The sequence below is a fragment of the Streptomyces sp. NPDC088747 genome (assembly GCF_044751025.1).
Taxonomy (GTDB): domain Bacteria; phylum Actinomycetota; class Actinomycetes; order Streptomycetales; family Streptomycetaceae; genus Streptomyces.
The window spans coordinates 217,354-243,558 of record NZ_JBIVKZ010000001.1 but is presented as its reverse complement, the minus strand read 5'-3'; the positions used below and the strand labels follow the sequence as shown (position 1 = coordinate 243,558).

Sequence of the window (26,205 nt, the reverse complement as noted above, 5' to 3'; positions counted from 1 at the left end):
GCTAAGCGGACAGCTGTCCGTTAGGTTCGGTCCACCGGACAGTTGTCCACTTAGAGTCCACTGTAGCGGTAGATCAGGCCAGCGCGGCCGATTCTCGTCTCTCTCGACTCCTTCACCCGCAGTGCTACGCGAAAGAAGGCCGATCATGGCCCCCTCGACGTCGAGCGCCATCACCCTCAACATCAACGGGGAGAAATACACGCTGCCCATCGACCACCGCACCACCCTGCTCGACGCGCTGCGCGAGCGTCTTGATCTCACCGGCACCAAGAAGGGCTGCGACCAAGGCCAGTGTGGCGCCTGCACGGTACTCCTGGACGGGCGTCGGGCCCTCTCGTGTCTCCAGCTCGCCGTCGCCGCCGAGGGGCGCGAGGTCACCACCATCGAAGGGGTGGCGGACGGCGAGCGACTGCACCCCGTCCAGCAGGCATTTCTCGACCTCGACGGCTATCAGTGCGGGTACTGCACGCCGGGCCAGATCTGTTCGGCCCTCGCGGTGATCGAGGAACACGCGGCGGGCTGGCCGAGCGCCGCGACCGCCGACGTCCGGCCCGAGGCGGGGATCCCGGAGCTGACCCCCGAGGAGATCCGCGAGCGGATGAGCGGCAACCTGTGCCGCTGCGGCGCGTACGTCTCGATCGTGCGGGCCGTCGAACAGGCCGCGCGGGCGCGGTCGGCCGAGAACGAGGGAGCGGCCGCATGAGGGAGTTCGACTACCAGCGGGCGTTCGACGTCTCCGGCGCGGTCGCCCTCCTAGACGCGGATCCCGAGGCGCGCTTCCTCGGCGGTGGCACCAACCTCGTCGACCTGATGAAGGCCGGTGTGGAGCGGCCCGCCCGACTTGTCGACGTGCGCGAACTCCCGCTCGACCGGATCGAGTTCACGCCGCAGGACGGGCTGCGCGTCGGCGCGACGGTCACCAACAGCGACCTGGCCGCACACCCCGAAGTCCGCCGCCACTACCCGGCGTTGACCCAGGCCGTCCTGGCGGGCGCCTCCGGTCAGCTACGCAACATGGCCACGGTCGGCGGGAACCTGCTCCAGCGCACCCGCTGCGGCTACTTCACCGACCTGGCCAAGCCGTGCAACAAGCGCTCTCCCGGCAGCGGTTGCTCCGCGATCGAGGGCGAGCACCACAACCACGCCGTCCTCGGCGCCTCCGAGCACTGCGTGGCCACCCACCCCTCGGACATGGCGGTCGCCCTCGCCGCGTTCGACGCCGTCGTCTCGTACGAAACGGCGCACGGACCGGGCGAGTTGCCGCTCGCGGAGCTCTATCTCCCCGTCGGCGACACCCCGCACCTGGAGACGGCCCTGCCGCCCGGCGCGCTGATCACCGGCGTCACCCTGCCGCCGGCCCGGGTGGCCGCCAACTCCCGCTATCGCAAGGTGCGCGAACGGGCCTCCTACGCCTTCGCCATCGGCTCGGTCGCCGCCGCTCTCGACGTCCAGGGAGATGTCGTACGCGAAGTGCGGCTGGCCTTCGGAGCGGTGGCGTCCCGGCCGTGGCGGGCCTCGGAGGCCGAGCGGGTGCTGACCGGGGGACCGGCGACCGCCGAGGCCTTCGCCGCCGCGGCCGACGCCGAACTGGCCGCCGCCGAGACGCTGCCGCACAACGGATACAAAGTGACGCTGATGCGCAACCTCGTCGTGGCCGTGCTGACCGAACTCGCCGAGGAGGCCGCCCGATGACCACCACGACCAACAAGGCGGCCGTGAACCGGGCCGTCGGCACCGCCCACACCCGCGTGGAGGGCAAGGCCAAGGTCACCGGAGAGGCCCGCTACGCCGGAGAGGTCCCCTTCGCCGAACTCGCGCACGGCTGGCTGGTGTTGTCGACCGTGGCCCGCGGACGCGTCCGCTCGGTGGAGGGCGCGCCGGTGCTCGCGATGCCCGGCGTCCTCACCGTCCTGCACCACGGGAACGCGCCGCGGGTCGACGGGAGTTACCTGAGCCCGTTCGGCCTGCCCGACCCCGTCCTCCAGCTCTTCCAGCACGACCGCATTCCCTACGTCGGCTGGCCGGTGGCGATGGTCGTCGCCGAGACGGCCGAACAGGCCCGAGAGGCCGCCGAGTCGTTGGTGGTCCGGTACGACGAGGAGACGCACGACGTCGCGTTCTCCGCCGGACGCCCGGGGACGTACACGCCCGAGGGCTCGGAGACGGCGAAGGGCGACCTGGAGTCCGAACTCGCCGCGTCCGCCGTCCTCGTGGACGCCGAGTACACCACGCCGGAGGAACACCACAGCCCCATGGAGCCGCACGCGGCGATGGCGCGCTGGGACAACGGCCGGCTGGAGGTCGTCGACTCCAACCAGGGCAGCGCCTTCGTGGCGGACGAACTCGCCAAGCTGTTCTCGCTCGACCCCGGCTCCGTGCGGGTGCGGTCCGAGCACGTCGGCGGCGGCTTCGGAGCCAAGGCCACCCGTCCGCACTCGGTCCTCGCCGTGATGGCGGCGACCGTCCTGCACCGCCCGGTCCGGGTCGTACTGACCCGCCGTCAGATGTTCTCGCTGGTCGGCTACCGCAGCCCCACCGCACAGCGCGTACGGCTCGGCGCCGACCCCGACGGGCGGCTCCGCGCGTTCGACCACCAGGCGTACAGCCAGACCTCGACCGTCCACGAGTTCGTCGAGAGCAGCGCCAACTTCGGGCACGCCATGTACGCCGCCGACGCGCATCACACCGTGAACCGGGTCGTACGGCTCGATGTGCCGACGCCGAGCTGGATGCGCGCCCCCGGCGAGGCACCGGGCTCGTTCGCGGTGGAATCGGCCCTCGACGAACTCGCCGAGAAGTGCGGCATCGACCCGATCGCGCTGCGCGTACGCAACGAACCGGCGGCGGGTCCGGTCTCCGGGCTGCCCTTCAGCAGCCGCAACATCCTCGCCTGCTACCGCGAGGGCGCCCGCCGGTTCGGCTGGGCGGACCGGGACCCGCGCCCCGGCGTCCGCCGCGAAGGACGCTGGCTGCTGGGCACGGGTATGGCGGCGTCCGCGTTCCCGACGATCTCCTCGCCCTCGACGGCGGCCATCACGGCGCACGCGGACGGTACCTTCGTCGTGCGGATCACCGCGTCGGACATCGGAACCGGGGCACGTACGGCGCTGACCCAGATCGCCGCGGACGCGCTGGAGGTGGCACCGCAGCGGGTGCGGGTACGGATCGCCGACAGCGACTTCGGTCCCGCCAGCATCGCCGGCGGCTCGATGGGCACCCGCTCCTGGGCCTGGGCGATCACGGTCGCGGCCGGTGAGCTGCGCGAGCGACTCGCCCTGGGCGACGGCGTTCCGCCCGAGGGGATCACCGTACGGTCCGACACCTCCCAGGCCGTCGGCGCGCTGGACGCGAAGGAACGGAACGCGTTCGGGGCGCAGTTCGCCGAGGTGGCCGTCGACAGGGCCAGCGGTGAGGTGCGCGTACGCAGGCTGCTCGGTATCTTCGCCGCCGGCCGGATCGTCAACCCCCTGACGGCGCGCGGCCAGTTCATGGGCGGCATGGTCTGGGGACTCTCCATGGCGCTGCATGAGGAGGCCCACAGGGACCAGGCCTCGGGCGGCCACGTCGGCGCCGACCTCGCGGGCTACCACTTCGCCGCCCACGCCGACATCCCGCCCATCGAGGCCGACTGGGTGGACGACCCGGACCCCGACGACCCCGTCGGTATCAAGGGCATCGGGGAGATCGGTGTCGTGGGCACGGCCGCGGCGATCGCCAACGCGGTCTGGCACGCGACCGGCGTACGCCACCGGAACCTGCCGATCCGGCCCGACCGTGTGCTGACGGCGACTGCGGGCGGACATGCTTGACCTCGCCGACGAGTTGAACCGGTGGGCCGAGGAGGGCCGGGACTTCGCCGTCGCCACGGTGGTCTCCGTCGGCGGCAGCGCGCCGCGCGGTCCCGGCGCCGCGCTCGCTGTCGACGGCGGTGGCACGGTGATCGGCTCGGTCTCCGGCGGCTGCGTCGAGGGTGCGGTGTACGACCTGTGCGTCCAGGCGCTCCAGGACGGTGACACGGTGCTCGAACGGTTCGGCTACAGCGACGAGGACGCCTTCGCGGTGGGCCTCACCTGCGGTGGAACCATCGAGGTCCTGGTCACACCGGTCCGCGCGGGCACTCCGGAGGCAGCGGGCACTCCGGAGGCGAAGGTGCTCACGGCGGCTCTGTCGGCCGCCGCGCGCGGGGAGACGGTCGCGGTCGCCCGGGTGGCCCGGGGCCCGGCCGCCCTGCTCGGCAGGGCACTGTCGGTCCACGCCGACGGGACGCACGACGGGAACCTCGACAGCTCGCGCCAGGACGGTGCCGGGGCGGGCGACGGAGACCGCCTCCCGGCTCTGGACCGTACGGCGGTGGCGGAAGCCCGCGGGATGCTGGACGCCGGTCGCACCGGCGCGGTCGAGATCTCGGAGGACGGATCGCGCTGCCCCGGCGGAGTGACGCTGTTCGTCGAGACGAGGGTGCCGCCGCCCCGCATGATCGTGTTCGGTGCCGTGGACTTCGCCGCGGCGCTGGTCCGGACGGGCAGGTTCCTCGGCTATCACGTGACCGTGTGCGACGCGCGCCCCGTCTTCGCCACGCCCTCGCGCTTCCCCGAGGCCGACGAGGTCGTGGTCGACTGGCCGCACCGCTATCTCCGGAACACCACGACCGACGGCCGTACGGTGCTGTGCGTGCTCACGCACGACGCCAAGTTCGACATTCCGCTGCTGGAGACGGCACTGCGGCTGCCGGTCGCGTTCGTCGGTGCGATGGGTTCGCGGCGCACCCATGAGGACCGCGACCGCCGACTGCGCGAAGTCGGGCTCACCGAGGGCGAGTTGGCCCGCCTCCGGTCCCCGATCGGGCTCGACCTCGGAGCCCGTACGCCCGAGGAGACCGCCCTGTCGATCGGGGCGGAGATCGTCGCGGCCCGGCGGGGCGGGACGGGCGTCCCGCTGACCGGCTCTGGCACGCCGATCCACCACGACGTGGACAGGAGGGAGACGGGCGCGGAGGCGGACGCCGAGGCGGCCGCGTGACCCGGTGACGGCCGGCCGAGGCGAACGGGCCCTCAGGCCGAGGGCGTACGGGTCAGGTGGCCAGAGGCGTACGCGTCAAGTGACCGAAGGCGTACGCCTCAGGTGGCCGGGCCCACGAGCCAGCCGTACGCCGCCCGTGCCGTGAACTCGGCCTGGCCGCCGCGAAACAGCAGCCCCGCCGTGCCGAACCGGGGATCGTCGGCCTGGTCGGCTACGTACGGGACGGCCAGGCAGCGCATCCCGGCGGCGTGCGCGGCGGCCACGCCGGGGGCGGCGTCCTCCAGGACCACGCAGTCCGACGGGGCCGCCCCCAGGCGGCGCGCCGCCTCCAGGAAGACATCGGGCGCGGGCTTGCCGTGCGCGACCTCGTCGGACGAGACGACGGTCGGCAGGAGGACGGCCAGGCCCGTGCCCGTCAGGATCGCCTCGATGGCCTCCCGCGAGGATCCCGAGGCCACGGCCATCGGAACGCCCGCGTCGGCCAGCAGTTCCACGAACTTGCGCATCTCCGGGTACTCACGCGTGGAGGCGCGGGCCAGCTCCAGATAGCGCTGGTTCAGATCGGCGAGGAGTGCGTCGAGCGGGACCGTCAGTCCGTAGCGCTCCTTCCAGAGCGCCAGCGTCTCCTGGGTGCTGATGCCGACGTAACTCTCGTGGTCGGCCCAGCCGAAGTCGGTGACGCCGTGCTCGGCCAGCGTGCGCCGGCCCGCCTCGAAGTAGTTCGGCTCGCTGTCCACGAGCGTTCCGTCCAGGTCGAAGATGACCGCGGTGCCGCCGAGAGTGCTCATGGGTTCCAGGATGCCAAGGATCAGTGGCCTGCGGAGTCCCGGGCTGCCGGTACCGCCCGAGCCGCCCGCGCCGCCGGTACCGCCCAGGCCGCCGGTACCGCGGCTACCGGCCGTCGTCGGAACCTCTCGCCGCGCGGCCCACCGACTCCACCAGCGGAAGCACCCGCTGCGGGACGCGCTCGCGCAGCGCCACCTCCGTGCGGGTGCGTACGACGCCCGGCAGGCTGATCAGCGCCTGGATGACGTCCTCCAGGTGCGCGTTGTCGCGCGCCACGACCCGGGTCAGCAGATCACCGCCGCCGGTGATCGAGAACGCCTCGATGATCTCCGGTACGGCGGCCAACGCGTCGCCCACGTCGTCGAGATGGCCCTGCGTGACCTCGATGTGCACGAAGGCGAGGACCGGGTGTCCGAGCGCCGCGGGGGACAGGGCCGGGCTGGTACCGGTGATCACGCCGTCCCGCTCCAGCCGGTCGAGACGGGCCTGGAGGGTGCCGCGGGCGATGCCGAGCATGCGGGCGTACTCGCGCACGCTGGTGCGCGGCTGCTCCAGCAGCAGTCGCAGGATGCGCGTGTCGAGCTCGTCCACGGCCATGGTCCCTCGCCCTCCTGCCGCCTCGGATGATCATTCCGACTGTACCAACGGCTCGGTTCCGGGGGTGTCCGCCGGACTGGTGCCGGACTGCCCGCCGATCCGTGTCCTACGGGGTTTGGGGCGGCCTTACGTGGTCAGCCGTAGAGAGGGAACCTCCGCCGAACCTGAGCGGACGAGCTGAAAGACGACGGGGTCACGAGAAAAGGTCACACGACGAGACCGACGACACTGAGGAGCGCAGGATGTGCGGGGAACACCGAACGCCTCGGACGCCCTCCACCGGCACGGCGGCCGCCCTGGACCGGCCGCAGGCGGGGCCACGCAGTCCGGCCGAGGCGCGCCAGGCGGTCAGGCAGGCACTCCAGGGGCGATTCCCTGGCCACGGCAGGCCTGGTGAAGAGGACGGGGTCGGCGACGCGCTGCTCGTGGTCTCCGAGCTCACCACCAACGCGATTCTGCACGGAGGCGGTGTCACGGATTTCGAGGTGACGCTCGCGGACCGCGAGGTATGCGTGTCGGTCAGTGACGGCAGCGACGAACTGCCCCTGAACTCGCGCCGGTTCGAAGACGCGGAAGAGCTGCGGGTGGGAGGCCACGGCTGGCCGATCGTCTGCCGGCTGGCGCGCGATGTCGTCGTCTCGGCTCTGCGCGCGGGAGGAAAGCGCATCACGGCTGTGGTGCCCCTCTCGCCCTGCTGACGGCTCACCGGGCTCCGGCGGGAGTTCACACGAGAGCACCAGGATTTCCGAGCTCGGAACCATGACGGTCAAGCCCGCCGTCCGCGACGACAAGCCTGCCGACCAAGACGGACACGCCCGCCTCCGCGAGAGACAAGCTCACGCGGAGGCGGGCACCCGCGTGTTCACGTGCCCTTTGGCGAAGAGGCCGGCTCCGACGCGGGTGTCACGGAAGAAGCGGCGCGGTGTCACGGAAGAAGTGAACGCGCCTGTTTGGCCCGAGTAATGCCGGGCAACTGGATTCCGTGCTTCGGACCGGAGGCGCGCCGGCGGGAGTGGTATGCCGTTCGGCCGCCGTCCGGCGGGCCGATGGCGCCGCGGCCCGCGGTCATCCCCAGACGAACCGTGGAGGAGCAACTCAACATGCTCACTGACGTATCCGCAGGCCTTTCCCCCGGCAACACCGCCAACGGGTCCACCGTCGCCACCGAGTCCACCACCGCCAACGGGTCCGCCGACACCACCGGTTCCGCAGCCAAGCGGCCCTACGACGACGCACCGGACAGCGCGTCGGCCTTCGCCCGGCTGGTAGGTCTGAGCGACGGGCCCGAGCGCGACCTCATCCGCGACGAACTGGTCGAGTCCTGGCTGCCGATGGCCCATCGCATCGCCGGCCGCTTCCGGGACCGCGGTGAGTCGATCGAGGACCTTCGGCAGGTCGCCGCGCTCGGCCTGGTGAAGGCCGTCGACCGCTTCGACCCCGAGCGCGGAGCGTTCGAGAGCTACGCCGTACCGACCATCACCGGTGAGATCAAGCGTCACTTCCGTGACCGCATGTGGGCGCTGCGGGTTCCGCGGCGGGTGCAGGAACTCAGGAACAAGGTGCGCGTCGCACGGCGCGAGCTCACCGACCTTCCCGGTTCCCCCGAGCCCTCGACCGCCGAGATCGCCGCCCGGACCGGTCTCTCGGAGGAGGAGGTCAACGACGGGATGGAGGCGATGGAGAGCTTCAGCACGCTGTCCCTGGACGCCGAACTGTCCTCCAGCGACGACGGCTACAGCCTCGCCGACACGCTCGGCACGTCCGACTCCTCCTTCGTCACCGTGGAGAACCGGGAAGCCGCCAAGCGGGGACTGAGCCGCCTGCCCGAGCGTGAACGCGCCATCCTCTACATGCGGTTCTTCGAGGACATGACCCAGAACCGGATCGCCGACCAGCTCGGCATCTCCCAGATGCACGTCTCCCGGCTCATCAGCAGCAGCTGTGCCCGGGTGCGCGCCGAGGCGCTGGGCGAGGACTCCCGCCGCCAGAGCCCGGGAGAGCCGACGCAGACCGACTGACAGCTCTGACACCACTGACAGCTCTGACAGCACTGACTACCCAGTTCCCCCCCGCTTGTTCTTGCTTGCTCTCACCTCACCAAGGAGTACGGACATGCTCATGCCCCACCCCGAGACGCTGCGCAAACTCGTGGCGGAGTACGAGGAACTCGCCGCCCAGGAAGCCGTGGACAACTCGGTGAGACCGGGCAGGCGGGCGCAGGACGTGGCGTACACGCTCTGCGTCTCGACCGGTACCCGCGATGTGCGCCAGGCGCTTGCGGCTGCCCGTCGTCAACTCGCCGACGCGACGGCCCCGATACCCGCGATGAGTGACTGACCCGGGTCTCGCATGCGCCGCACCTCGACCGAACCATACGCAGCAGGAGGAAAGTTGACGGTCTCGAAAGACCAAGTGGGCGGCGAACCAGGTCGCGACGAGACCGAGGAAGAGGGAGCCGACCGCAGATGGGGTGAGCTCATCCAGGAGATCCGGGTGGCCCAGACGGGCGTGCAGATCCTGTTCGGCTTCCTGCTCACGGTCGTGTTCACCCCGCGGTACACGCAGCTCGCGCAGACGGACAAGGGCATCTACATCGTCACGGTCGTCCTCGGAGCCGCCGCCACGGGTGCGCTGATAGGACCCGTGGCCCTGCACCGGATCGTCGCCGGGCGGCGGGTCAAGGCCCAGGCGGTCAGGTGGGCCGCCCGGCTGACGTTCGTCGGGCTCGTCCTGCTCCTCGCGACCATGACCGCCTCGCTCCTGCTGATCCTTCGGGTGGCCACGCACGACGCGTACGTGCCCTGGCTGGTCGCCGGGGTGGTCGCCTGGTATCTGTTCAGCTGGCTGGTCCTGCCCCTGTGGGTGCGTTACCGCTACACCAGCGACTGAGCCGGTGACCCCGCCGCACGACCGGACCAGCCGCACGACCGGACCCGCTGAAGGACCGAACCCGCCGCACCACCGAACCGACCTGCCGGCCGAGCCGGCCCCGCCACCTGGAGCACCTGTGCACGAGTCACTGTGGAACTACACGCCCACCAGCGGTCACACGCCGGACGACGACCTGACCGGCTACGCCGTCGAGGCAACCGACGGTCACATCGGCACCGTCGACAAGCACTCCGGCGACGTGGTCGACCAGTACATCGTGGTGGACACCGGGGTGTGGATCTTCGGCAGGCAGGTCATGCTGCCCGCCGGCACCGTCGTGGGCATCGACCACGAGGCCAGGAAGGTCCACGTGTCCCGCAGCAAGGCCGAGATCAAGGCGTCACCCGAGTTCGACAAGGACAAGCACCTGGGCGACCCCGCCTACCGTGACCAGCTCGGCGGCCACTACGGATCCGGTCACTGAGGCCGGCCGGACCGGGCCGCAGTGCCGGCCCGGTCCACTCTGTACGTGAGACTTCGTACGCTCTGTACGCGAGATTTCGTACGCGATGCTCACCATGGCAGGAACGTGTGCACGTCCTTGCCGTCGGGCCGTACCACCACACTCACCTGATCGCACAGTGTGTGGATGAGGTGCCAGCCGATCCCGCCCCCGCCGTGCTGCGGATGGAAGGGGCGGGGGGCGGGCGGGGTGGTGCTGCTGTCCCGCACCGTCACATGGACGCCGTCGAACGTGCGGCGCATATGCAGCTCGAAGGGGCCGGGCGCGTACTGGATCGAGTTGGCGACCAGTTCGGTGACCACCAGCAGGATGTCGTCCCAGTGCTCGACCGCGGTGGGCGGTGACGCCCGCGCGAGCGTGCTGAGATATCCCTCCGCCGTCAGGCGCGCATCGGTCACATTGCGCAACTGGCCGGCGAATGCTCTGGTGAGCGTCTCGACACCATCCTGCGACGGCTTCCTGTCCTCACTCGGTTCGCTTGCCATTTCGCCTTCCCGTGCGGGCTCCCCCACGGTGTTCCCCCGCGTGGTGCTTTTCAGCCCTCTCGGGGGCCGTTCACGCCGTGGTGTTCCGGGACCGCCGGGAGGCGCGCCGCAGGAGCGCACGCCGCTCGTTCTCACTTGTACCACCCCAGACCCCGAGGCTCTGCCCCGTCTCGAGCGCCCACTCCAGGCACTGCTCACGGACCGGGCAGCCCTGGCACACGGCCTTCGCCTCGTTGATCTGGAAAAGCGCGGGACCTGTGCTGCCGATCGGGAAGAACAGGTCGGGGTCGACGGAGCGGCATGCCGCGGATTCGCGCCAGTTGGACATGGGGGCCTCCTGGGCTCGCAGTCGTGTCATCGGTGCGTTGGCGTTCGGTATTCGGGTCACCGCCATGGCACAGGTGAAACAGAAATGTCCCGCTGACCCGAATGTCCTGCCGAAACATGACCCGAATGTCCGACTCGTACCTGAGTGAATGCCCTCCGGGCCCGGATCGTCCGCCGATGGCACCGGAATCTCCTGCCGATATCCGCCTGCTTGAACATTGAGCAACCAGGGAAAACGGATGCGGAGCCAGGCGGACGACGTGCCGGCGCCGGGAGCGTGGCAGTCGCGTCAGTTGCTGTTCTTCGACGAGTGGAGGAGGTGGGTAATGCCCGACGAACCCGATGAACCCGATGGATCCGATGGATCCGATGAATCCGTCGAACCCGACGACATCTGGGGGCAGTTCGCCGTCAGCCTGGCGGAGATGGCACGGGACCTGCTGGCCCAGGACTCCGTCCAGGCCACCCTGGACCGGATAGTGGAGCACGCGTCCGTTCTGATCGGGGGATGCGACGACGCGGGCATCCTCACCGTGCGTCGCGGGGAGGTGTACTCCCTGTGTGCGACGAGCGACCTCGTACGCGCCGCCGACCGGATCCAGCAGGAGCTGCGGGAAGGGCCCTGCTTCGACGCCGTCGTCGACCGCCACCAGGTCTACGCGATCGACGACCTGCGCGAGCCCCACGAACGCTGGTCACGCTTCGCTCCCGAGCTGAGCAGGTTCGGAATGGGGAGCACGATGGGCTTCCTGCTGTTCACCGAGGACGACGAGCTGGGCGCGCTGAACCTCTACTCCCGCAGGCCGCACGCCTTCGACGACATGGCACGGCGTGCCGGCTGGGTGCTCGCCTCCCACGCGGCCGTGGCCTTCTCCGCGGCCCGCACGCACCAGCAGCTCAGCCACGCCCTGGAGACGCGGCACGAGATCGGTGAGGCGATGGGCATTCTCATGGAGCGGCACGGCCTGAGCGAGGAGACCGCCTTCAAGGCCCTCAAGAAGGCCTCCCAGGACCGCAACGTCAAGCTCCGCGAGATCGCCCGCCAGGTCTGCGGAACCGGCGAGAGACCCGACTGAGCGCCCCGACGGGGTACCGCTACGACGTCGGCGTATCGGGTACCGCTACGACGTCGGCCTGTCGCTAGGACACCCTTATCCCGACAATGCAGGTGTCGTCGTCCGTGTCCGACCTGCTGTACGTGAGAAGCCGGTCCAACTGGTGGTCCAGGGTGGTCAGGGCCGTCCGCGCGGTGGTCAGCAGCTGGGCCATCGACTCCTCCACCGAGCTGTCCCGGCGCTCCACCAGGCCGTCCGTGTACATCAACAAGGTGTCCTCGACGGCGAGTTGAACCTCGCCCTCCTCGTACCTGGCCTCGGGCACGGCACCGAGCAGGATCCCCTTCAGGAGGGGAAGCGGGGTCGCCTCCGTGTCACGGACCAGAACGGGCGGCAGGTGACCGGCCCTGGCCCACCGCAGGGTGCGCCGGGCCGGGTCGTACAGCCCGCAGACCGCTGTCGCGGTGATGGAGCCCGTCAGATGGTGCGCCACGATGTTGAGCCACGACAGCAGCTGGCCGGGGCCCGCGCCCGTCACGGCGAGGCCGCGCAGCGCGTTGCGCAGGACGACCATGCTGGTCGCCGCCTCGATCCCGTGACCGGCCACGTCGCCCACGCACAGGAGGACCAGCCTGGAGGGCAGGACCACCGCGTCGTACCAGTCACCGCCCACGAGCCGCTCGGTCTCCGCCGGGCGGTAGCGGACGGCCACCTGGAGGCCGGGCGCCTGGAGCGGGGCCTGCGACGGAGGCATGATCGCGTGTTGCAGCTGGAGCGTCAGCCGGTTGCGCTCGTCCGACTGCTGCTTGGTGTGGGCCAGTTGGTCACGCGTCGCCGCGAGCGCGACCTCCGTCCAGTGCTGGGCCGAGATGTCCTGGCAGGCACCGCGTACGACGAACAGCCGGTTGTCGGCGTCGACCACCGGCTCGGCCACCACCCGCAGATGCCGGGTCACTCCGTCGGGCCGCTGGAGCCGGAACGCCGCCGTGGCCGGCCGGCGGTGGTGCAGGAGGGTGCGCAGGAACCGGCCGATCGAGACGGCGTCGTCCGGGTGCGCGTGCGCGGGCAGGTCCTCCAGCGGCACGGGAGTCTCGGTGGCGGAGCGCCCGTACAGGCTGAAGAGCGTGCCGTTCCAGGTGATCTCGCCGGTGAGCAGGTTCTCCTCGAAGCCGCCGATCCTGCCGAGCCGCTGGGCGTGCTGGAGCAGGCTCGCGAGCCGCGCGTTCTCGTCCTCGACGCGCCACAGGAGCAGCACGCTGTCGCCGTGCCGGCTGAGGCTGATGTCGGCCACGCTGGACAGCGGCACCTGGTCGACCAGCGCCGTGAGGTCCATCCGGTGGTCCCGGAACGGCTCGCCCGTCGCGTAGACCCGCTCGATGTGCTGGAACAGGTCGCTCTCGCCGGCGGCCAGTGGATACGCCTCCATCAGGAACGCGCCGTTGATGAGCCCGGGTGGCCGGCCCGCCGGGTCGAGGAACCGGCTGTTCACATGGCGGATCCGGAAGTCCGCGAGCTGTCCGCTCTTGTCGAGGTGCGGTTCCAGGACCAGCGCGGGATCGTGCAGCCCGTCGACCAGGTCGATGAGTTCCGCGACCCCCGGCGTGATCAGCGTGCCGGTGGTGTGCCCGCGGTCGCCCAGCAGCGGGCGGCTCTCCAGGGTGTGCGCGCACAGCTCGGCCAGCGCCTCGACCTGCCGGGCGACCTGCGGCGACTGCGGCTCCAGCGGGGAGGGCCAGGCGATCTCCAGGACGCCGTGGATACGGCCGGCGACACCGGCCGGCGCCGCGACCCGCCCGCCGCGCGGGTGGTGGGTACGGCCGATGGTCGGCGGCCCGGCCTCGGCGAGTGACTCGGTCCACTGCGTCGTACGGGCGGACAGCGCCCGGCGTGCCACCGTCGCCACGCCGGGCGGCACGTAGCGCCAGCGTCCGGCCTCCGCCGCGGAGAACCCCGCGCTGCCCGCCAGGGTGAGAGAGCCGTCGGCGCCGACCGCCCAGATGGCCACGGCCACCGCTCCGAGCGGGGTCAGCGCGTGCTGGAGCAGCGAGTCCGCCACCGACTGGGTGTCGTCGGCGGCCAGCGCACCGCTCTCCGCCTCCCGCAGCCGTACGGCCGAGGAGGCGTCGTCGGTGTCGTCCGTACCGGCCGTGGCGGCGAGGAAACCGCTGGTCACCTCGGACAGCCGGTCCCGGGCCGCCTGGTTGATGACGTCGACGGCGAGTTCGAGCATTCCCACGTTGCCCTGCTCGGTCAGCTCGGTGAGCTGCCGCGCGGCCTGCGCGGGGCCGCAGCCGAGCCGTTCGACCAGGATGCCCTTCGCCAGCTCGATCAGGGCGCGTCCGTCGGCTTCGGCCTGGGCGGCCTGCACCTCGCGCCGCAGCCGGTCCACCGTGGCGGCCAGTCTGCCCACCATGGACGTCGAGGCGACATCGGGCGGCGTGCACGCCGACTCGGTCGTCCCGGTGTCCGGTGGCTGTTCGGGGGTGCTCACGTGCGGTTGCTCCTCGGTTGTGACGGGCCGCGTACGCGGGGGAGAGGAAGAGGTGCGGCGAGGGCGCCCGCCCGGACCGGCGGGCGCCCTCCGGCGTCACCTGCTCAGCCAGCGCCGGACGCAGGCGATGAGGTCATCGGTGTCGACCGGCTTGGTCACGTAGTCACTCGCGCCCGACAGCAAACTCTTCTCCCGGTCGCCGGGCATCGCCTTCGCGGTGACCGCGATGATCGGCAGGTCGGCGTACTGCGGCATCTTGCGGATCTCCGCCGTGGCCGTGTAGCCGTCCATCTCCGGCATCATCACGTCCATCAGGACCACCGCGACGTCGGGACGGCTGAGCAGGGTCTCGATGCCCTTCCTGCCGTTCTCGGCGTGCAGCACCTGGAAACCGTGGAGTTCCAGGACCCCGCTGAGGGCGAAGAGGTTACGGGCGTCGTCGTCGACCACGAGCACGGTGGTGCCGTGCGACGCGTCGCCGCCGAGCCGCGGGAGCTGGGGCTGCGGCTCCTCGGCGCGGACCAGAGGGAGCACGTCACCCGGCTCCTCGGCGGACAGGTGCAGGGCGATGCGCTCACGCAACTCGTCGAGGCTGGAGAGGAATTCCAGTGTCCGGGGGCCGGACCGGGACTGGAGGGCCTGTTCCTGGGCGAGGTCCACCCGGCTGCCGTTGTGGACGAGCACGGGGACGTTCGCCAGCGCCGAGTCGCCTTCCACGGCCTCCAGGAAACTGGCCGCCTCGCCGTCCGCCATGCCGAGTTCGAGGACGACGCAGTGGCACGCCCCGGCGGCCAGCGCGCTCGCCGCCTCCTGCGCACCCACCACGGTGATCACGTCGACGCTCTCCCGGGTGGCGCTGTCGTCACGGCTGCGGGTGAGGTCCCCGACAGCGCTCTCCGCGACGAGTGTGAGCAGACCGCGCGGCCGCTCCTCGACGACCAGCAGCCGACGCCGGCCCTGTCGGGGCGGGCCGACCGGACCCGGCGCGGGAAGGGCCGGCACCAGGTCGGTGGTGTCCTCGCGCGGCGCGGACTCGGACGGTCGGCTGCCGCTGAGCAGTTCCTCGAAGTCCGGCCGGTCCATGGGCAGGAAGAGGGTGAAGGCACTGCCCTGGCCGGGCGTGCTGTCGACGGTGACCGCGCCTCCGAGCAGGTGGGCGATCTCCCGGGTGATGGACAGCCCGAGGCCGGTACCGCCGTACTTGCGGCTCGTGGTGCCGTCGGCCTGCTGGAAGGCCCCGAAGATCGTCTCCAGCTGCTGTTCCGGGATACCGATGCCGGTGTCCTTCACCCGGAAGGCGATGACGGTGCCGGCCCGCAGCACCCCGTCGGGGACCTCGTGTCCGGTCGCCGGTTCGATACGCAGTTCGACGCGCCCCTGCTCGGTGAACTTGACCGCGTTCGACAGCAGGTTGCGCAGGACCTGACGCAACCGGGAGTCGTCGGTGAGCAGTTCGTCCGGCGCGCCGGGCGCGGTGCTGATCGTGAAATCCAGGTTCTTCTGCGAGGTCATCGGCCGGAAGGTGGCCTCGACGTACTCCAGCAGGCGGCGCATGGGGACCCGCTCGGGGGAGAGGTCCATCTTGCCCGCCTCGACCTTCGACAGGTCGAGGATGTCGTTGATCAGCTGCAGCAGGTCGGAGCCCGCGGAGTGGATGATGCCCGCGTACTCGACCTGCTTCGGCGTGAGGTTGCGTGAGGGATTCTGGGCCAGCAACTGGGCGAGGATCAGCAGGCTGTTGAGCGGGGTCCGCAGCTCGTGGCTCATGTTGGCGAGGAACTCGGACTTGTACTTCGAGGCCAGCGAGAGCTGCTGGGCACGGGCTTCGAGTTCCTGCCGGGCCTGCTCGATCTGGAGGTTCTTGGCCTCGATGTCCCTGTTCTGGGTGGCCAGGAGCGAGGCCTTGTCCTCCAGCTCGGCGTTGGAGCGCTGGAGTTCGTCCTGCTGGACCTGCAACTCCTCGGAGCGGGCCTGGAGTTCGGCGGTAAGGCGCTGCGACTCGCCCAGGAGCTCATCGGTACGGGCGTTGGCCACGATGGTGCTGACGTTGACGCCGATGGTCTCCATCAGCTGTTCCAGGAAGGTCTGGTGGACCGGTGTGTAGCGGGTGACCGAGGCCAGCTCGATCACGCCGAGCACCTGCTCCTCGACCACGATGGGCAGCACCACCAGCGCCGTCGGTACCGTACTGCCGAGTCCCGAGGAGATGGTCACGTATCCCGGCGGCAGCTCCTCCACCGTGATGGCCCGGCGGCTGCGGGCGGCCTGGCCGACCAGCGAGCGGCCCATCGGGATCCGGGAGGGCCGGTCCGTGTCGTCCGGGTAGCCGTAGGACCCGACGAGCCGGAGCTCCGTCCCGTGGGCCGTCTCCTCGGCGAGGTAGAAGGCGCCGAACTGGGCGGCGACCAGCGGGGTGAGCTCGTCCATGATCAGCTCGGCGACCACGTCCAGGTCGCGGTACCCCTGCATCAGGCCCGAGACGCGGGCCAGGTTGGTCTTCAGCCAGTCCTGCTCGTGGTTGGCCCGCGTGGTCTCGCGCAGCGACTCCACCATGGAGTTGATGTTGTCCTTGAGCTCCGAGACCTCGCCGGACGCCTCGACGGTGATCGAGCGGGTCAGGTCGCCCTCGGCCACGGCGCTGGCCACCTCGGCGATCGCCCGCACCTGCCGGGTGAGGTTGCCCGCCAGTTCGTTCACGTTCTCCGTCAGGCGCTTCCACGTACCGGAAACGCCTTCCACCTCGGCCTGTCCGCCGAGCCGGCCCTCGCTGCCGACCTCCCGGGCCACCCGGGTGACCTCGGCGGCGAAGGCGGAGAGCTGGTCGACCATCGTGTTGATGGTCGTCTTGAGCTCCAGGATCTCGCCGCGGGCGTCCACGTCGATCTTCTTGGAGAGGTCGCCCTTGGCCACCGCGGTGGTCACCAGGGCGATGTTCCGGACCTGGCCGGTGAGGTTGTTGGCCATCGAGTTGACGTTGTCGGTGAGGTCCTTCCAGGTGCCCGCCACGTTCGGCACGTGCGCCTGTCCGCCGAGCCGTCCCTCGGTGCCGACCTCGCGGGCCACCCGGGTCACCTCGTCGGCGAACGCGGACAGCGTGTCGACCATCGTGTTGATGACGTCCGCCAGCGCCGCGACCTCGCCCTTGGCCTCGACGGTGATCTTCTGGGACAGGTCTCCCTTGGCGACGGCGGCGGCCACCTGCGCGATCGAGCGGACCTGGCCGGTCAGGTTCGACGCCATCACGTTGACGTTGTCGGTGAGGTCCTTCCAGGTTCCGGAGACACCTCGCACGGTGGCCTGGCCGCCCAGGTTGCCGGCGGTGCCGACCTCGCGGGCGACGCGGGTGACCTCGTCGGCGAAGGCGGAGAGCTGGTCGACCATCGTGTTGATGGTGTCCTTGAGTTCGAGGATCTCGCCGCGGGCGTCGACGGTGATCTTCTGCGAGAGGTCGCCCTTGGCGACGGCGGTCGCCACCTGGGCGATGGAGCGGACCTGGGCGGTGAGGTTGCCCGCCATGAAGTTCACCGAGTCGGTGAGGTCACGCCAGGTGCCCTTGACGCCCTTCACGTCGGCCTGTCCGCCGAGCCGCCCGTCGGTGCCGACCTCGCGGGCGACGCGGGTGACCTCGTCGGCGAACGCCGAGAGCTGTCCCACCATCGTGTTGATGGTGTTCTTCAGTTCGAGGATCTCGCCGCGGGCGTCGACGGTGATCTTCTGCGAGAGGTCGCCCTTGGCGACGGCTGTGGTCACCTGCGCCACGTTGCGGACCTGGGCGGTGAGGTTGCCCGCCATCAGGTTCACGGAGTCGGTCAGGTCCCGCCAGACGCCGCCGACGCCGGGCACCTGGGCCTGTCCGCCGAGGCGTCCCTCGCTGCCGACCTCGCGGGCGACGCGGGTGACCTCGTCGGCGAAGGCGGAGAGCTGGTCGACCATCGTGTTGACGGTCTCTTTGAGCTGGAGGATCTCGCCGCGGGCGGGCACGTCGATCTTCTGGGAGAGGTCGCCCTTGGCCACCGCCGTGGCCACCTGCGCGATGTCACGGACCTGCGTGGTGAGGTTGCCGGCCATGGCGTTGACCGAGTCGGTCAGGTCGGCCCAGGTTCCGGAGACCCCGGGGACCTCCGCCTGGCCGCCGAGGGTGCCCTCGGTGCCGACCTCGCGTGCCACCCGGGTCACCTCGGAGGTGAACACCGACAACTGGTCGACCATCCCGTTGAACACGGTCGCGATGTCGCCGAGGAGGCCACCGGCGTCGTCCGGCAGACGTGTGCCGAAGTCCCCGTCGCGCACGGCGGTCAGCCCCGCGAGCAGTTGACGTAGCTCCTGCTCGCCCGGCGTTCGGCTCGAAGGCCCGGTCGCTGTGACGGTCATGCGTACCCTCGTTCCGCTCCCCAGGAGTCCCGGGACGGGACTCGGACCCACGCCGGACCCACGCACGATCGATGTGTGCGGTTCCGCGGCATTCCCGCAAATCACGGATGCGCCCGCTGAGAAAATACGCCGCAGGCTAACCCAGAAATCATGGGATGAACAAAGTGGTGTCCGGAATCCGGAGGCGGCCCGAAAAGTTTCGGAAAAAGAGGCATGACCACGCGAGACGGGGATACACAGGACCCTCTCGGCCCGCCCGGACCCGCCCGCTCCAGAGATGGCGGCGGCGCGGTGTGGGGGGCACTACGCCGAGATCCCGCCGCGCCGGGTCACCGGGTGGGGGGTGACGGCCGGAACGGCGGGATCGGATCCCTCGGAGGGTTGCTCAGGCGACGGCCGGGTCCATCAGCCCTGTGCGAAGTCGCTTGATGATGCGGGTGATCAACCGGGACACGTGCATCTGGGAGATGCCGAGCTCCTCGCCGATCTGAGCCTGGGTGCGCTCTTCGACGAAGCGCAGGTGGACGATCAGACGAGAACGGTCGTCGAGTTCGGCGAGCAGCGGAGCCAGCGAGTGGAAGTCCTCGACGAGCTGGAGCGCCGGGTCCTCCTCACCGATGAAGTCGGCGAGGACGCCCTCGCCGTCCGCCGAGCCGTTGCTCGTGAGGGCGGCGTCGAGCGAGGTCGAGGTGTAGGCGTTGGAGGCCTTGCGGGCCTCGATGACGTCTTCCTCGGACAGCGACATGAGCTCGGCCAGCTCACGGGTCGTGGGCATCCGGTCCAGCCGGGTCTGCAGCTCCTCGGTGGCCTTCGCGAGCTCGACGCGGGCCTCCTGGAGACGGCGGGGGACGTGCACCGTCCAACTGGTGTCGCGGAAGAAGCGCTTGATCTCGCCGACGATGTAGGGGATCGCGAAGGAGGTGAACTCGACCTCGCGGGTGAGCTCGAAACGGTCGATGGCCTTGATCAGACCGATGGTGCCGACCTGGACGATGTCCTCCATGGAGTCGCCGCGGCTGCGGAAGCGCGAGGCGGCGTACCGGACCAGGGAGAGGTTCATCTCGATCAGGGTGTTGCGGGCGTACTGGTATTCGTGCGTGCCCTCTTCGAGGACGGCGAGCCGGTCGAAGAACTGGCGCGAGAGGTCGCGTGCGTCCTTCGGCTTGACCTTGGAGGGATCGTCGATGAAGGGAAGCTCCGACTCCTCGTCGGCCCCCGCCACTTCGGACGTCCGTGGTGCCGTGGCCGTTGTCCCCAGCGTCGTCACGGCTGCCATGCCGTCCACCCCAAATCCTCGAAAAAACCTCGAAGGCATTCCTGACACCGCTCGTGTGCCCCGGTTGCCGGAGATCACACCACACATGTCGCGGAAATCTTTCAGGACGTCCGTGGCGGCGACGTCCGGGCTTCGGGAGCCCGGTCGTGGTCCGGGGCGTCCGGGTACCCTGGGACCCCAGAGCCGGGGCCGGGAAGGCGTACGGCGGGGTTCCGGGAAGCGGGGGCGGCATGGCGTACGGCGACGGCGGGCCGGCGGCGGACGCCGCCTCGGCAGACCGCGGCGGGGCCGGTCTGCGGCTCTACTCGCTCGCGGAGCGTCCCGGCATCCGGCTGGTCGGCGAGATCAGCCCGTCCACGCGGCCCGTCTGGCGGCAGGCCCTGGCACAGCTGTCCGGCCGGCGCGATCACGTCTGCTTCCTCGAACTGTCCGCCATCACGTTCGTCGATGTCGCTGGCGCGTCGGAACTCGCGCGCACCGCGCAGGCGTTGACCGAGAGACGGCGACTGGTCCTGGAACGGCCGCCGCCCGAGTTGCCGAGGATCCTTGACATGTTCTGGCCCGAACTCCGGACGATCGAGGTAGCGGCATGACCGACTCCGCCACCCTCGCAGAACCGTTTATTCACCCCGCGCTGTTCTACCGCGGCGATCAGGAGTACGTGGACGGCACGGTGCCGTTCCTCCTGGAGGGCATGGCCGCCGCGGAACCCGTCGCGGTGGCCGCGCCCGTCGAGCGCCTCGACCTGATCCGCGCGGAACTCGGCCCGGCCGCCGCGGACGTGCACTACGTCGACATGACTCGGGCCGGCCGGAATCCCGGCCGCATCATCCCGTCGGTCCTGCGCTCGTTCGCCGACTCCCGCACCCACAGCCGCGTCCGGATCATCGGGGAGCCGATCTGGCCCGGCCGCACCCCTGCGGAGTACCCGGCCTGCGTCCAGCACGAGGCCCTGATCAACGTCGCCTTCCAGGGGCGCGAGGTGACGATCCTCTGTCCCTACGACGCACGCGCCCTCTCCGCCGACGTCCTCGCCGACGCGCACGCCACGCACCCCGTGGTCATCGACGGGGGCCGGGAGCGGTCCAGTGCCGACTACGGCCTCGACCGGGCCCTCACGCGCTGCAACGAGGCCCTGCGGCACCCGCCGGGCGCGGCGACGGTCCACTTCGACGCCGACGCCCTGCCGACCTCTCGCGACTTCGCGCTGGACGAGGCCCGGGAGCGCGGGATGAGCCCCGTCCGCGTGCAGGATCTGGCCCTGATCGTGGCGGAGCTGACGACCAACAGCGTGGTGCACGGGGGCGGCTCGGGAACGCTGCGGATCTGGGCCGAGAGCGAGCAGATCGTCTGCGAGGTCCAGGACGACGGACAGCTGGCCGACCCGCTCGCCGGCCGGCACCCGGTACGCCCCGACCAGCTCGGTGGCCGCGGCCTGTTCCTCGTCCACTACCTCTCCGACCTCGTCCGCGTACACACCGGCGAGAAGGGGACGACGTTCCGCAGTTACGTCGCTCGTACCTGATCCGGTACGGCGCTCGCGTGATCCGGTGGGGATTTCGCACCGCTGCCGGACACCGCTGCCTGACACTCGGGAACGCACGCACGAAGGCCCGGCCCCGTACAGGGGTCCGGGCCTCTGCCGCCGGTCGGCTAGCGCTTGGAGCCCGCCTTGGCGGCCTTCGCCGCCTGGCGCTCGGTGCGGGAGTCGGCCGTGGCCAGCGTCCCGCCGGAGCTCTCCAGGTGCGCGCGCACGAACCACTGGAACTGCTCCAGAGCGCGAAGCTGTTCGATGAGGAGATCCTCCGTCACCGGGTCGCTCTTGCCGATCTCGTCCATCGCGGACCGGTGGGCCTCGATGATCCCCGTGTAGACGAGGTCGACCGCGCCGAGGTGGGCGATGGCGTCGGCCCGTGCGACGCCGTAGTCGTCCCAGGTCCGCTCGGCCACGAGGACACCCGGGGTGCCCTCGGGCACCCCGCCGAGGGCGGAGATGCGCTCGGCGGTGTCGTCGGCCATCTCACGCACCCGGTCCACCTGGGGATCGAGCATTTCGTGGACCGCGATGAAATGCGGACCGACGACATTCCAGTGCACGTGCTTCAACGTGAGGGAAAGGTCGTTCAGCGCGTGCAGGCGCATCCGCAGCAGGTCAATGATCACTCCGCCGTCGTGCGTACTGAGCCCGGGGACCGTGTACTTGGGAGATGCGGATTTCGACATCATTCTGCTCCGTCCCGAAGAAATCTTTCGAACCGGCTGCCGTTCCCACCCGCGAATGAACCGGAAGAACCGGAAGTGCGGGGCGAGTGGAAATCATCGGTATCAGCCTCCGACACCACAGGTGCCCCCCTTCTTCCGGCCTACACACCGAAGAACCTCGGACGTCATCGCTCCGGCGGTGGTCCGTTGGCCGACTGCCTGACCACGCCGACCTCGCCGGAGTGTGCCAATGGTCCAGTGATCAGGTGACGAGTTGAGCCGTTGGGCCCGCGGATGCTTTCCTGGGCGGTATCCATGCACAAACGGCGCCGCGCAGCGCCGGACGGCGACGAGGCCGTACCGGACCGCGGCGCTTCGTCGTGTCCGCGAGTTCCGCCACCCCGGGCGCCCGCGTTCACGGCACGAGGCAGTCGAGGGGGGCGGCGGACCGCCGTGAAGGGGATGTTCGTGGCTCCGGATCCGGGGCGTGTCAGGCTGCGGAACTCATGCCGCGCCGTCGTGGGCATCGGGCTCGCTGTTGCCCTGGCGGAACTCGCCGGGCTGTCCCTGACGGCCGCCATCACAGGTGGACTGGCGGCGCTGCTCGCTCTCTTCACCGTCGCCGACGGGACGGTGCGCGCCCAACGGGCGACCACCGCGCTGCTCCCGGTCGCCGGATTCCCCGTACTGGCCCTGGCGACCCTGCTGCACGGTGTGGCTCCCGCCCGCGACGCGGCCTTCCTGTTGGTGGTCTTCGGCGGGGTGTACGCCCGCCGCTGGGGACCTCGCGGACACGCGCTCGGGATCTTCGCGTTCATGAACTTCTTCATCACCCAGTTCCTGCACGCCGTCCCGAAGCAGCTGCCCGAGCTGTACGCCGCCGTGGGCCTGGCCCTGGGCGCCGCCGCTCTCGTACGGTTCGTCCTCTGGCCCCTGGAACGCGGCGCGGCTCCGCCCGTCGCGCCTCGGCCACTGCCCGGCACCGGCCTGGCCCGCCCCACCACCCGGCAGGCCTTCCAGGCCACGGTGGCCTGCGCCTTCGCCCTGGTCCTCGGCCAGGCTCTGTCCGAGGACCGCTGGTACTGGGCCGTCGGCACCGTCTGGTGGGTCTTCGTCAACACGGTCTCGCGCGGTGAGACGCTCGTCCGCGGCTTCCGCCGGGTGCTGGGCACGGTCGTCGGCATCGCCGTCGGCGTGCTGATCGCGATCCCGCTGCACGGGGCACCGGTACCGACCGGGGTCCTCGTCGCGGTCTGCGTCTTCGGGATCTTCTACACGGCCGCGGTCTCGTACAGCTGGATGGTGCTGTCGGTGACGGTGATGGCGGGCCTGCTGTACGGCCTGCTGGGCGTTCTGGACCTCGGCCTGCTGGTGCTGCGCCTTCAGGAGACGGCCCTCGGGGCGGTGGGAGCGGCGCTGGCCGTGGTCCTCGTGCTGCCGGTCACCACCCATGCCACGAACGAGGCGTGGATCCAGCGCGCGCTGCGCTGCGTCCACGCGGCGACCGCCGAGGCCGCCGCCCGCCTCGCGGGCTCGCCGACAGCAGATCCGGCACCACACACGGCCGAACTGGAAGTGCTGCTGGCCCGGGTCCGGACGGCGCTCGCCCCCTTGGTGCACCCGCTCAACCCGTTCCTGGCCCGCAAGGCGCGAGCCGCCCAGGTCATCAGCCTGCTGGACGGCTGTGCCCGCGAAGTGCGCGGTCTGGTGGCCGTCGCGGCGGACCCGGACGCCGGCCACGACGCCCGCCTCGCCGCGGCCTGCGGCCGGGTCAGGACGGCCGTGGAAGCTCTGACGGCCGGCGAGCGGGGACGGCACGAGCACGCCCGAGCCGCCGACATCCTGCCCCACCACGCCGTCGCGGGACCCGCGCTCGCCCACCTGCACAGCCTGGAACGGGCGCTCGCCGAACTGGAGGCGCCGCTGCGCACCTCCAGGTACGCGCCCCTGCTCGGCGCCTGAACCATGGCCCTCCACGCCCTTCCCGGCGGGCCGCCGAGCCCCGCGCGGACGAATCGGTACCCCGGCGCAAGTCTGGTCTAGACCGCAGGTGACCGACTGCTACCGTCGCCCCCGACAACGTGGGAGCGAGAGGGGATCTCAGTGGCAGACGGCGGCAGGCGGCGACAGCGGGCGTTCATCGGCTCGTTCACGGCGGCGGGAGGCCTCGGTGTCGTCACCGCGGCCGTGGACCCGGTCAGCGGCGCGCTGACCGTCCTGAGCGCGGTGGACGGCGTCCCCGACCCCTCGTACCTCGCCCTGTCACCCACCCTGGAGACGCTGTACGCGGTCAGCGAGACGGCCGAGGGCGCGGTGGCCGCGTACCGCGTGACCGGCGACAAGCCCGAGCTGACCGGGGACCTCGTGCCGGTCGGCGGCAGCGGCCCCACGCACCTGAGCGTCTTCGCCGGACACGTCCTCACCGCCAACTACGGCTCCGGCAGCGTCAGCGCCGTCCCCCTCCGCGCCGACGGAGCGCTCGCGGGCACCGTCTCCAGCGTGCTCCAGCACACCGGCTCGGGTCCGCACACCCCGCGCCAGCACGGCCCGCACGCCCACCAGGTGCAGCCCGACCCGAGCGGTCGCTGGGCGGTCAGCATCGACCTCGGCACGGACTCCGTGCGGGTGTGCGCGCTGGACGGCGGAACGCTCACCGTGCACCGCGAGATCGCGCTGCGCCCCGGCTCTGGCCCCCGCCACCTGGCCTTCCACCCGGGCGGCGAACACGCCTACGTGGTCAACGAACTCGCGCCCACCGTCACCGTCTGCCGCTGGGACGCCGTCGAAGGGGCCCTGCGGCCCGTCGGCGAGGTCCCGGTGCTGACCGGCGTACCGGACGGTGACGCCTACCCGTCGGGCATCGTCGTCTCGCCCGACGGCCGCTTCGTGTGGATCGCCACACGCGGCCAGGACGCCGTCTCCGTCCTCACGCCCGACGCAATGGGCGAGGGGCTGCGGCTGGTCGCCACGGTGCCCTGCGGCGGCACCTGGCCGCGCGCGCTGGCACTCGACCCCTCGGGCCGCTTCCTGTACTGCGCCAACGAGCGCTCCGGCGACGTGACCTGGTTCGCGATCGACCCCGACACGGGCGTACCGAGGCGGGGCGGCTCGGTCGACGCCCCCGCGGCGTCCTGCGTGGTCTTCGGCTGACCTGTCTTCGGCTGACCTCGTCGCGGTACACGCGCGAAGGGCCCGCTCCCGGACAGGAGTGGGCCCTTTCGCGTTCTCGGTGGTGCCGCGCTCAGTGCGTCGGCGCCCCCTGCGGCTGCTGCGGGGCGATGCCCAGCGCCGCCGTGTACTTGGCCAGCGCCAGCTTGCCGATCGCGGGGTACGGGCCGAGCGCCTCGGCCGCGGCGCAGCCGGCCTCCTTGGCCGCCGCGTCGAGCAGACCCGCGTCGAGCTCGGGACCGATCAGGTACGGCGCGAGGGCCAGATTCTGGGATCCGGAGTTGCGCAGCTGCTCGGCGGTGGCCGCGATGGCGCCCTCCTCGTCGAGCGCCGCCGCCATCACCGGCACCGCGAGCCGCGCGGCCAGCAGCATCCCGGTGATCCCGGCCGCCTGCACCGCCTCCTCGCCGCCCACGGAGGCGAGGATGATGCCGTCCGCGGCGGTCGTCACGGTGAACAGCCGGGCACGGTCGGCGCGCGCCAGACCCGCCTCGGACAGGCGTACGTGCAGCCCCTCGGCGAGCAGCGGGTGCGGGCCGAGCACATCGCCCAGGTCGGCCGCGACACGGCTGTCCATGACGGCCTGGCGGATCCGGCGCAGCAGCGCGTTGTCCGGCCCGGCGAGCAGGGGCACCACGACGGCCACGGGCCCGTCGGGCTCGGCCACGTCCGAACCGGCGGCACGGGACTGCTCGAAGCGGGCGGTGCGCTCCTCGGACGCGCGGACCAGCACGGACTGAAGTGTGGGGAACTCGGCGTCGTCCCCGTCGAGGTACCCGATCCGCGCGTCGAGACCGGGGAGCTCGGAGCGCGCGATGCTCACGACCTCCTCGGTGAGGCTGCGGACGGCGGCGCTGGGGGTGCCCGGCACCGCGAGGACGAGCGCGGGCGCGCCCTCGGGAGCCACCAGGGCTTCCGGGCGGCGGTGCCGCCCGGGCTGGCGGGGTCGCGGCATTCGTACTGGCAGGCCGGACGCGGGCCCAGTGGGGGAGCTCATGGCGCCGCATGTTACTGGTTTCTTGGGTTCCCCTGTT

The 26,205-nt window shown here is 71.1% G+C and carries 23 protein-coding genes; 14 read left to right on the top strand and 9 right to left on the bottom strand.

Features of this window, described 5'->3' with window-relative positions:
• Positions 1–145 precede the first annotated feature (145 nt).
• From ACIP79_RS01345 to ACIP79_RS01330, 4 genes are read left to right on the top strand one after another with little or no spacing between them, the layout of a single operon-like run.
• On the top strand, positions 146–703 hold the full coding sequence (locus ACIP79_RS01345) for a (2Fe-2S)-binding protein (protein ID WP_387177463.1): 558 nt from the start codon (positions 146–148) through the stop codon (positions 701–703).
• Entirely contained in the window at positions 700–1,692 is a 993-nt protein-coding gene (locus tag ACIP79_RS01340; RefSeq protein WP_401217669.1) for an FAD binding domain-containing protein, read from the top strand. Before ACIP79_RS01345 ends, ACIP79_RS01340 begins: the two co-directional genes overlap by 4 nt.
• The gene (locus ACIP79_RS01335) at positions 1,689–3,809 is read left to right on the top strand and encodes a xanthine dehydrogenase family protein molybdopterin-binding subunit (RefSeq protein ID WP_401217666.1); all 2,121 of its coding nucleotides are present in this window, start codon (positions 1,689–1,691) and stop codon (positions 3,807–3,809) included. The genes ACIP79_RS01340 and ACIP79_RS01335 overlap by 4 nt, the downstream gene beginning before the upstream one ends.
• Positions 3,802–5,019, top strand: a complete 1,218-nt coding sequence (locus tag ACIP79_RS01330; protein ID WP_401217663.1) for an XdhC family protein — start codon at positions 3,802–3,804, stop codon at positions 5,017–5,019. The genes ACIP79_RS01335 and ACIP79_RS01330 overlap by 8 nt, the downstream gene beginning before the upstream one ends.
• A 98-nt stretch (positions 5,020–5,117) precedes the next feature.
• Here the strand turns inward: ACIP79_RS01330 and ACIP79_RS01325 are convergent, their stop codons facing one another.
• Positions 5,118–5,807, bottom strand: coding sequence for an HAD family hydrolase (locus tag ACIP79_RS01325; protein WP_401217660.1), 690 nt, complete (start codon positions 5,805–5,807; stop codon positions 5,118–5,120).
• Between the two features lie 103 nt (positions 5,808–5,910).
• On the bottom strand, positions 5,911–6,402 hold the full coding sequence (locus ACIP79_RS01320; RefSeq protein ID WP_401217656.1) for an Lrp/AsnC family transcriptional regulator: 492 nt from the start codon (positions 6,400–6,402) through the stop codon (positions 5,911–5,913).
• Between the two features lie 242 nt (positions 6,403–6,644).
• On the opposite strand from ACIP79_RS01320, the gene ACIP79_RS01315 reads away from it, so the two are divergent.
• The 5 genes from ACIP79_RS01315 (at position 6,645) to ACIP79_RS01295 (ending at position 9,757) form a co-directional block, all read left to right on the top strand.
• Positions 6,645–7,100 carry an ATP-binding protein gene (locus ACIP79_RS01315; RefSeq protein ID WP_401217653.1) on the top strand — a complete coding sequence of 152 codons (456 nt, stop codon included), beginning with the start codon at positions 6,645–6,647 and terminating at the stop codon, positions 7,098–7,100.
• Positions 7,101–7,502: 402 nt separating this feature from the next.
• On the top strand, positions 7,503–8,420 hold the full coding sequence (locus tag ACIP79_RS01310) for a SigB/SigF/SigG family RNA polymerase sigma factor (RefSeq protein WP_401217650.1): 918 nt from the start codon (positions 7,503–7,505) through the stop codon (positions 8,418–8,420).
• A gap of 94 nt (positions 8,421–8,514) precedes the next feature.
• Positions 8,515–8,739 (top strand): DUF5133 domain-containing protein, encoded by a 225-nt coding sequence (locus ACIP79_RS01305; RefSeq protein WP_383687492.1) that lies wholly within the window; start codon positions 8,515–8,517, stop codon positions 8,737–8,739.
• 54 nt (positions 8,740–8,793) lie between these two features.
• Positions 8,794–9,291, top strand: a complete 498-nt coding sequence (locus tag ACIP79_RS01300; RefSeq protein WP_401217646.1) for a DUF6328 family protein — start codon at positions 8,794–8,796, stop codon at positions 9,289–9,291.
• 118 nt (positions 9,292–9,409) lie between these two features.
• Positions 9,410–9,757, top strand: a complete 348-nt coding sequence (locus ACIP79_RS01295; protein WP_383687496.1) for a PRC-barrel domain containing protein — start codon at positions 9,410–9,412, stop codon at positions 9,755–9,757.
• 89 nt (positions 9,758–9,846) lie between these two features.
• Here the strand turns inward: ACIP79_RS01295 and ACIP79_RS01290 are convergent, their stop codons facing one another.
• Both ACIP79_RS01290 and ACIP79_RS01285 read right to left on the bottom strand, forming a co-directional pair.
• Entirely contained in the window at positions 9,847–10,281 is a 435-nt protein-coding gene (locus tag ACIP79_RS01290; protein WP_383687498.1) for an ATP-binding protein, read from the bottom strand.
• A 70-nt stretch (positions 10,282–10,351) separates the two neighbouring features.
• Positions 10,352–10,609 carry a WhiB family transcriptional regulator gene (locus ACIP79_RS01285; RefSeq protein ID WP_401217642.1) on the bottom strand — a complete coding sequence of 86 codons (258 nt, stop codon included), beginning with the start codon at positions 10,607–10,609 and terminating at the stop codon, positions 10,352–10,354.
• A gap of 325 nt (positions 10,610–10,934) precedes the next feature.
• On the opposite strand from ACIP79_RS01285, the gene ACIP79_RS01280 reads away from it, so the two are divergent.
• On the top strand, positions 10,935–11,684 hold the full coding sequence (locus ACIP79_RS01280; RefSeq protein ID WP_401217639.1) for a GAF and ANTAR domain-containing protein: 750 nt from the start codon (positions 10,935–10,937) through the stop codon (positions 11,682–11,684).
• Between the two features lie 64 nt (positions 11,685–11,748).
• On the opposite strand, the gene ACIP79_RS01275 is transcribed toward ACIP79_RS01280, so the two are convergent.
• From ACIP79_RS01275 to ACIP79_RS01265, 3 genes are all read right to left on the bottom strand, one after another.
• Positions 11,749–14,154 carry a SpoIIE family protein phosphatase gene (locus ACIP79_RS01275; protein ID WP_401217636.1) on the bottom strand — a complete coding sequence of 802 codons (2,406 nt, stop codon included), beginning with the start codon at positions 14,152–14,154 and terminating at the stop codon, positions 11,749–11,751.
• A gap of 96 nt (positions 14,155–14,250) precedes the next feature.
• Positions 14,251–18,525, bottom strand: coding sequence for a HAMP domain-containing protein (locus ACIP79_RS01270; RefSeq protein WP_401217633.1), 4,275 nt, complete (start codon positions 18,523–18,525; stop codon positions 14,251–14,253).
• A 385-nt stretch (positions 18,526–18,910) separates the two neighbouring features.
• Positions 18,911–19,801: an RNA polymerase sigma factor SigF gene (locus tag ACIP79_RS01265; protein WP_401217630.1), complete on the bottom strand. Its 891-nt coding sequence runs from the start codon at positions 19,799–19,801 to the stop codon at positions 18,911–18,913.
• Positions 19,802–20,031: 230 nt separating this feature from the next.
• On the opposite strand from ACIP79_RS01265, the gene ACIP79_RS01260 reads away from it, so the two are divergent.
• Positions 20,032–20,394, top strand: coding sequence for an STAS domain-containing protein (locus ACIP79_RS01260; RefSeq protein ID WP_401217627.1), 363 nt, complete (start codon positions 20,032–20,034; stop codon positions 20,392–20,394).
• Positions 20,391–21,326, top strand: a complete 936-nt coding sequence (locus ACIP79_RS01255; protein ID WP_401217624.1) for an anti-sigma factor RsbA family regulatory protein — start codon at positions 20,391–20,393, stop codon at positions 21,324–21,326. The genes ACIP79_RS01260 and ACIP79_RS01255 overlap by 4 nt, the downstream gene beginning before the upstream one ends.
• Before the next feature lie 128 nt (positions 21,327–21,454).
• Here ACIP79_RS01255 and ACIP79_RS01250 read toward each other — a convergent pair whose 3' ends face one another.
• On the bottom strand, positions 21,455–22,024 hold the full coding sequence (locus ACIP79_RS01250; protein WP_401217622.1) for a Dps family protein: 570 nt from the start codon (positions 22,022–22,024) through the stop codon (positions 21,455–21,457).
• A 441-nt stretch (positions 22,025–22,465) separates the two neighbouring features.
• Here ACIP79_RS01250 and ACIP79_RS01245 point away from each other — a divergent pair, with 441 nt between their 5' ends.
• Both ACIP79_RS01245 and ACIP79_RS01240 read left to right on the top strand, forming a co-directional pair.
• Positions 22,466–23,965: an FUSC family protein gene (locus ACIP79_RS01245; protein WP_401217620.1), complete on the top strand. Its 1,500-nt coding sequence runs from the start codon at positions 22,466–22,468 to the stop codon at positions 23,963–23,965.
• Positions 23,966–24,106: 141 nt separating this feature from the next.
• Positions 24,107–25,153 (top strand): lactonase family protein, encoded by a 1,047-nt coding sequence (locus ACIP79_RS01240; RefSeq protein WP_401217618.1) that lies wholly within the window; start codon positions 24,107–24,109, stop codon positions 25,151–25,153.
• A gap of 91 nt (positions 25,154–25,244) precedes the next feature.
• On the opposite strand, the gene ACIP79_RS01235 is transcribed toward ACIP79_RS01240, so the two are convergent.
• Positions 25,245–26,168: a sirohydrochlorin chelatase gene (locus tag ACIP79_RS01235; protein WP_383688842.1), complete on the bottom strand. Its 924-nt coding sequence runs from the start codon at positions 26,166–26,168 to the stop codon at positions 25,245–25,247.
• Between the last annotated feature and the right edge of the window lie 37 nt (positions 26,169–26,205).

Excerpts from the sequence above, each read along its gene's own strand:
- ACIP79_RS01320 (WP_401217656.1), bottom strand. The coding sequence starts at position 6,402 with ATGGCCGTGGACGAGCTCGACACGCGCATCCTGCGACTGCTGCTGGAG.
- ACIP79_RS01280 (WP_401217639.1), top strand. The coding sequence starts at position 10,935 with ATGCCCGACGAACCCGATGAACCCGATGGATCCGATGGATCCGATGAA.
- ACIP79_RS01325 (WP_401217660.1), bottom strand. The coding sequence starts at position 5,807 with ATGAGCACTCTCGGCGGCACCGCGGTCATCTTCGACCTGGACGGAACG.
- ACIP79_RS01260 (WP_401217627.1), top strand. The coding sequence starts at position 20,032 with ATGGCGTACGGCGACGGCGGGCCGGCGGCGGACGCCGCCTCGGCAGAC.
- ACIP79_RS01305 (WP_383687492.1), top strand. The coding sequence starts at position 8,515 with ATGCTCATGCCCCACCCCGAGACGCTGCGCAAACTCGTGGCGGAGTAC.
- ACIP79_RS01290 (WP_383687498.1), bottom strand. The coding sequence starts at position 10,281 with ATGGCAAGCGAACCGAGTGAGGACAGGAAGCCGTCGCAGGATGGTGTC.
- ACIP79_RS01315 (WP_401217653.1), top strand. The coding sequence starts at position 6,645 with ATGTGCGGGGAACACCGAACGCCTCGGACGCCCTCCACCGGCACGGCG.
- ACIP79_RS01245 (WP_401217620.1), top strand. The coding sequence starts at position 22,466 with ATGTTCGTGGCTCCGGATCCGGGGCGTGTCAGGCTGCGGAACTCATGC.
- ACIP79_RS01235 (WP_383688842.1), bottom strand. The coding sequence starts at position 26,168 with ATGAGCTCCCCCACTGGGCCCGCGTCCGGCCTGCCAGTACGAATGCCG.
- ACIP79_RS01310 (WP_401217650.1), top strand. The coding sequence starts at position 7,503 with ATGCTCACTGACGTATCCGCAGGCCTTTCCCCCGGCAACACCGCCAAC.
- ACIP79_RS01345 (WP_387177463.1), top strand. The coding sequence starts at position 146 with ATGGCCCCCTCGACGTCGAGCGCCATCACCCTCAACATCAACGGGGAG.
- ACIP79_RS01250 (WP_401217622.1), bottom strand. The coding sequence starts at position 22,024 with ATGTCGAAATCCGCATCTCCCAAGTACACGGTCCCCGGGCTCAGTACG.
- ACIP79_RS01270 (WP_401217633.1), bottom strand. The coding sequence starts at position 18,525 with ATGACCGTCACAGCGACCGGGCCTTCGAGCCGAACGCCGGGCGAGCAG.
- ACIP79_RS01330 (WP_401217663.1), top strand. The coding sequence starts at position 3,802 with ATGCTTGACCTCGCCGACGAGTTGAACCGGTGGGCCGAGGAGGGCCGG.
- ACIP79_RS01265 (WP_401217630.1), bottom strand. The coding sequence starts at position 19,801 with ATGGCAGCCGTGACGACGCTGGGGACAACGGCCACGGCACCACGGACG.
- ACIP79_RS01255 (WP_401217624.1), top strand. The coding sequence starts at position 20,391 with ATGACCGACTCCGCCACCCTCGCAGAACCGTTTATTCACCCCGCGCTG.
- ACIP79_RS01335 (WP_401217666.1), top strand. The coding sequence starts at position 1,689 with ATGACCACCACGACCAACAAGGCGGCCGTGAACCGGGCCGTCGGCACC.
- ACIP79_RS01340 (WP_401217669.1), top strand. The coding sequence starts at position 700 with ATGAGGGAGTTCGACTACCAGCGGGCGTTCGACGTCTCCGGCGCGGTC.
- ACIP79_RS01285 (WP_401217642.1), bottom strand. The coding sequence starts at position 10,609 with ATGTCCAACTGGCGCGAATCCGCGGCATGCCGCTCCGTCGACCCCGAC.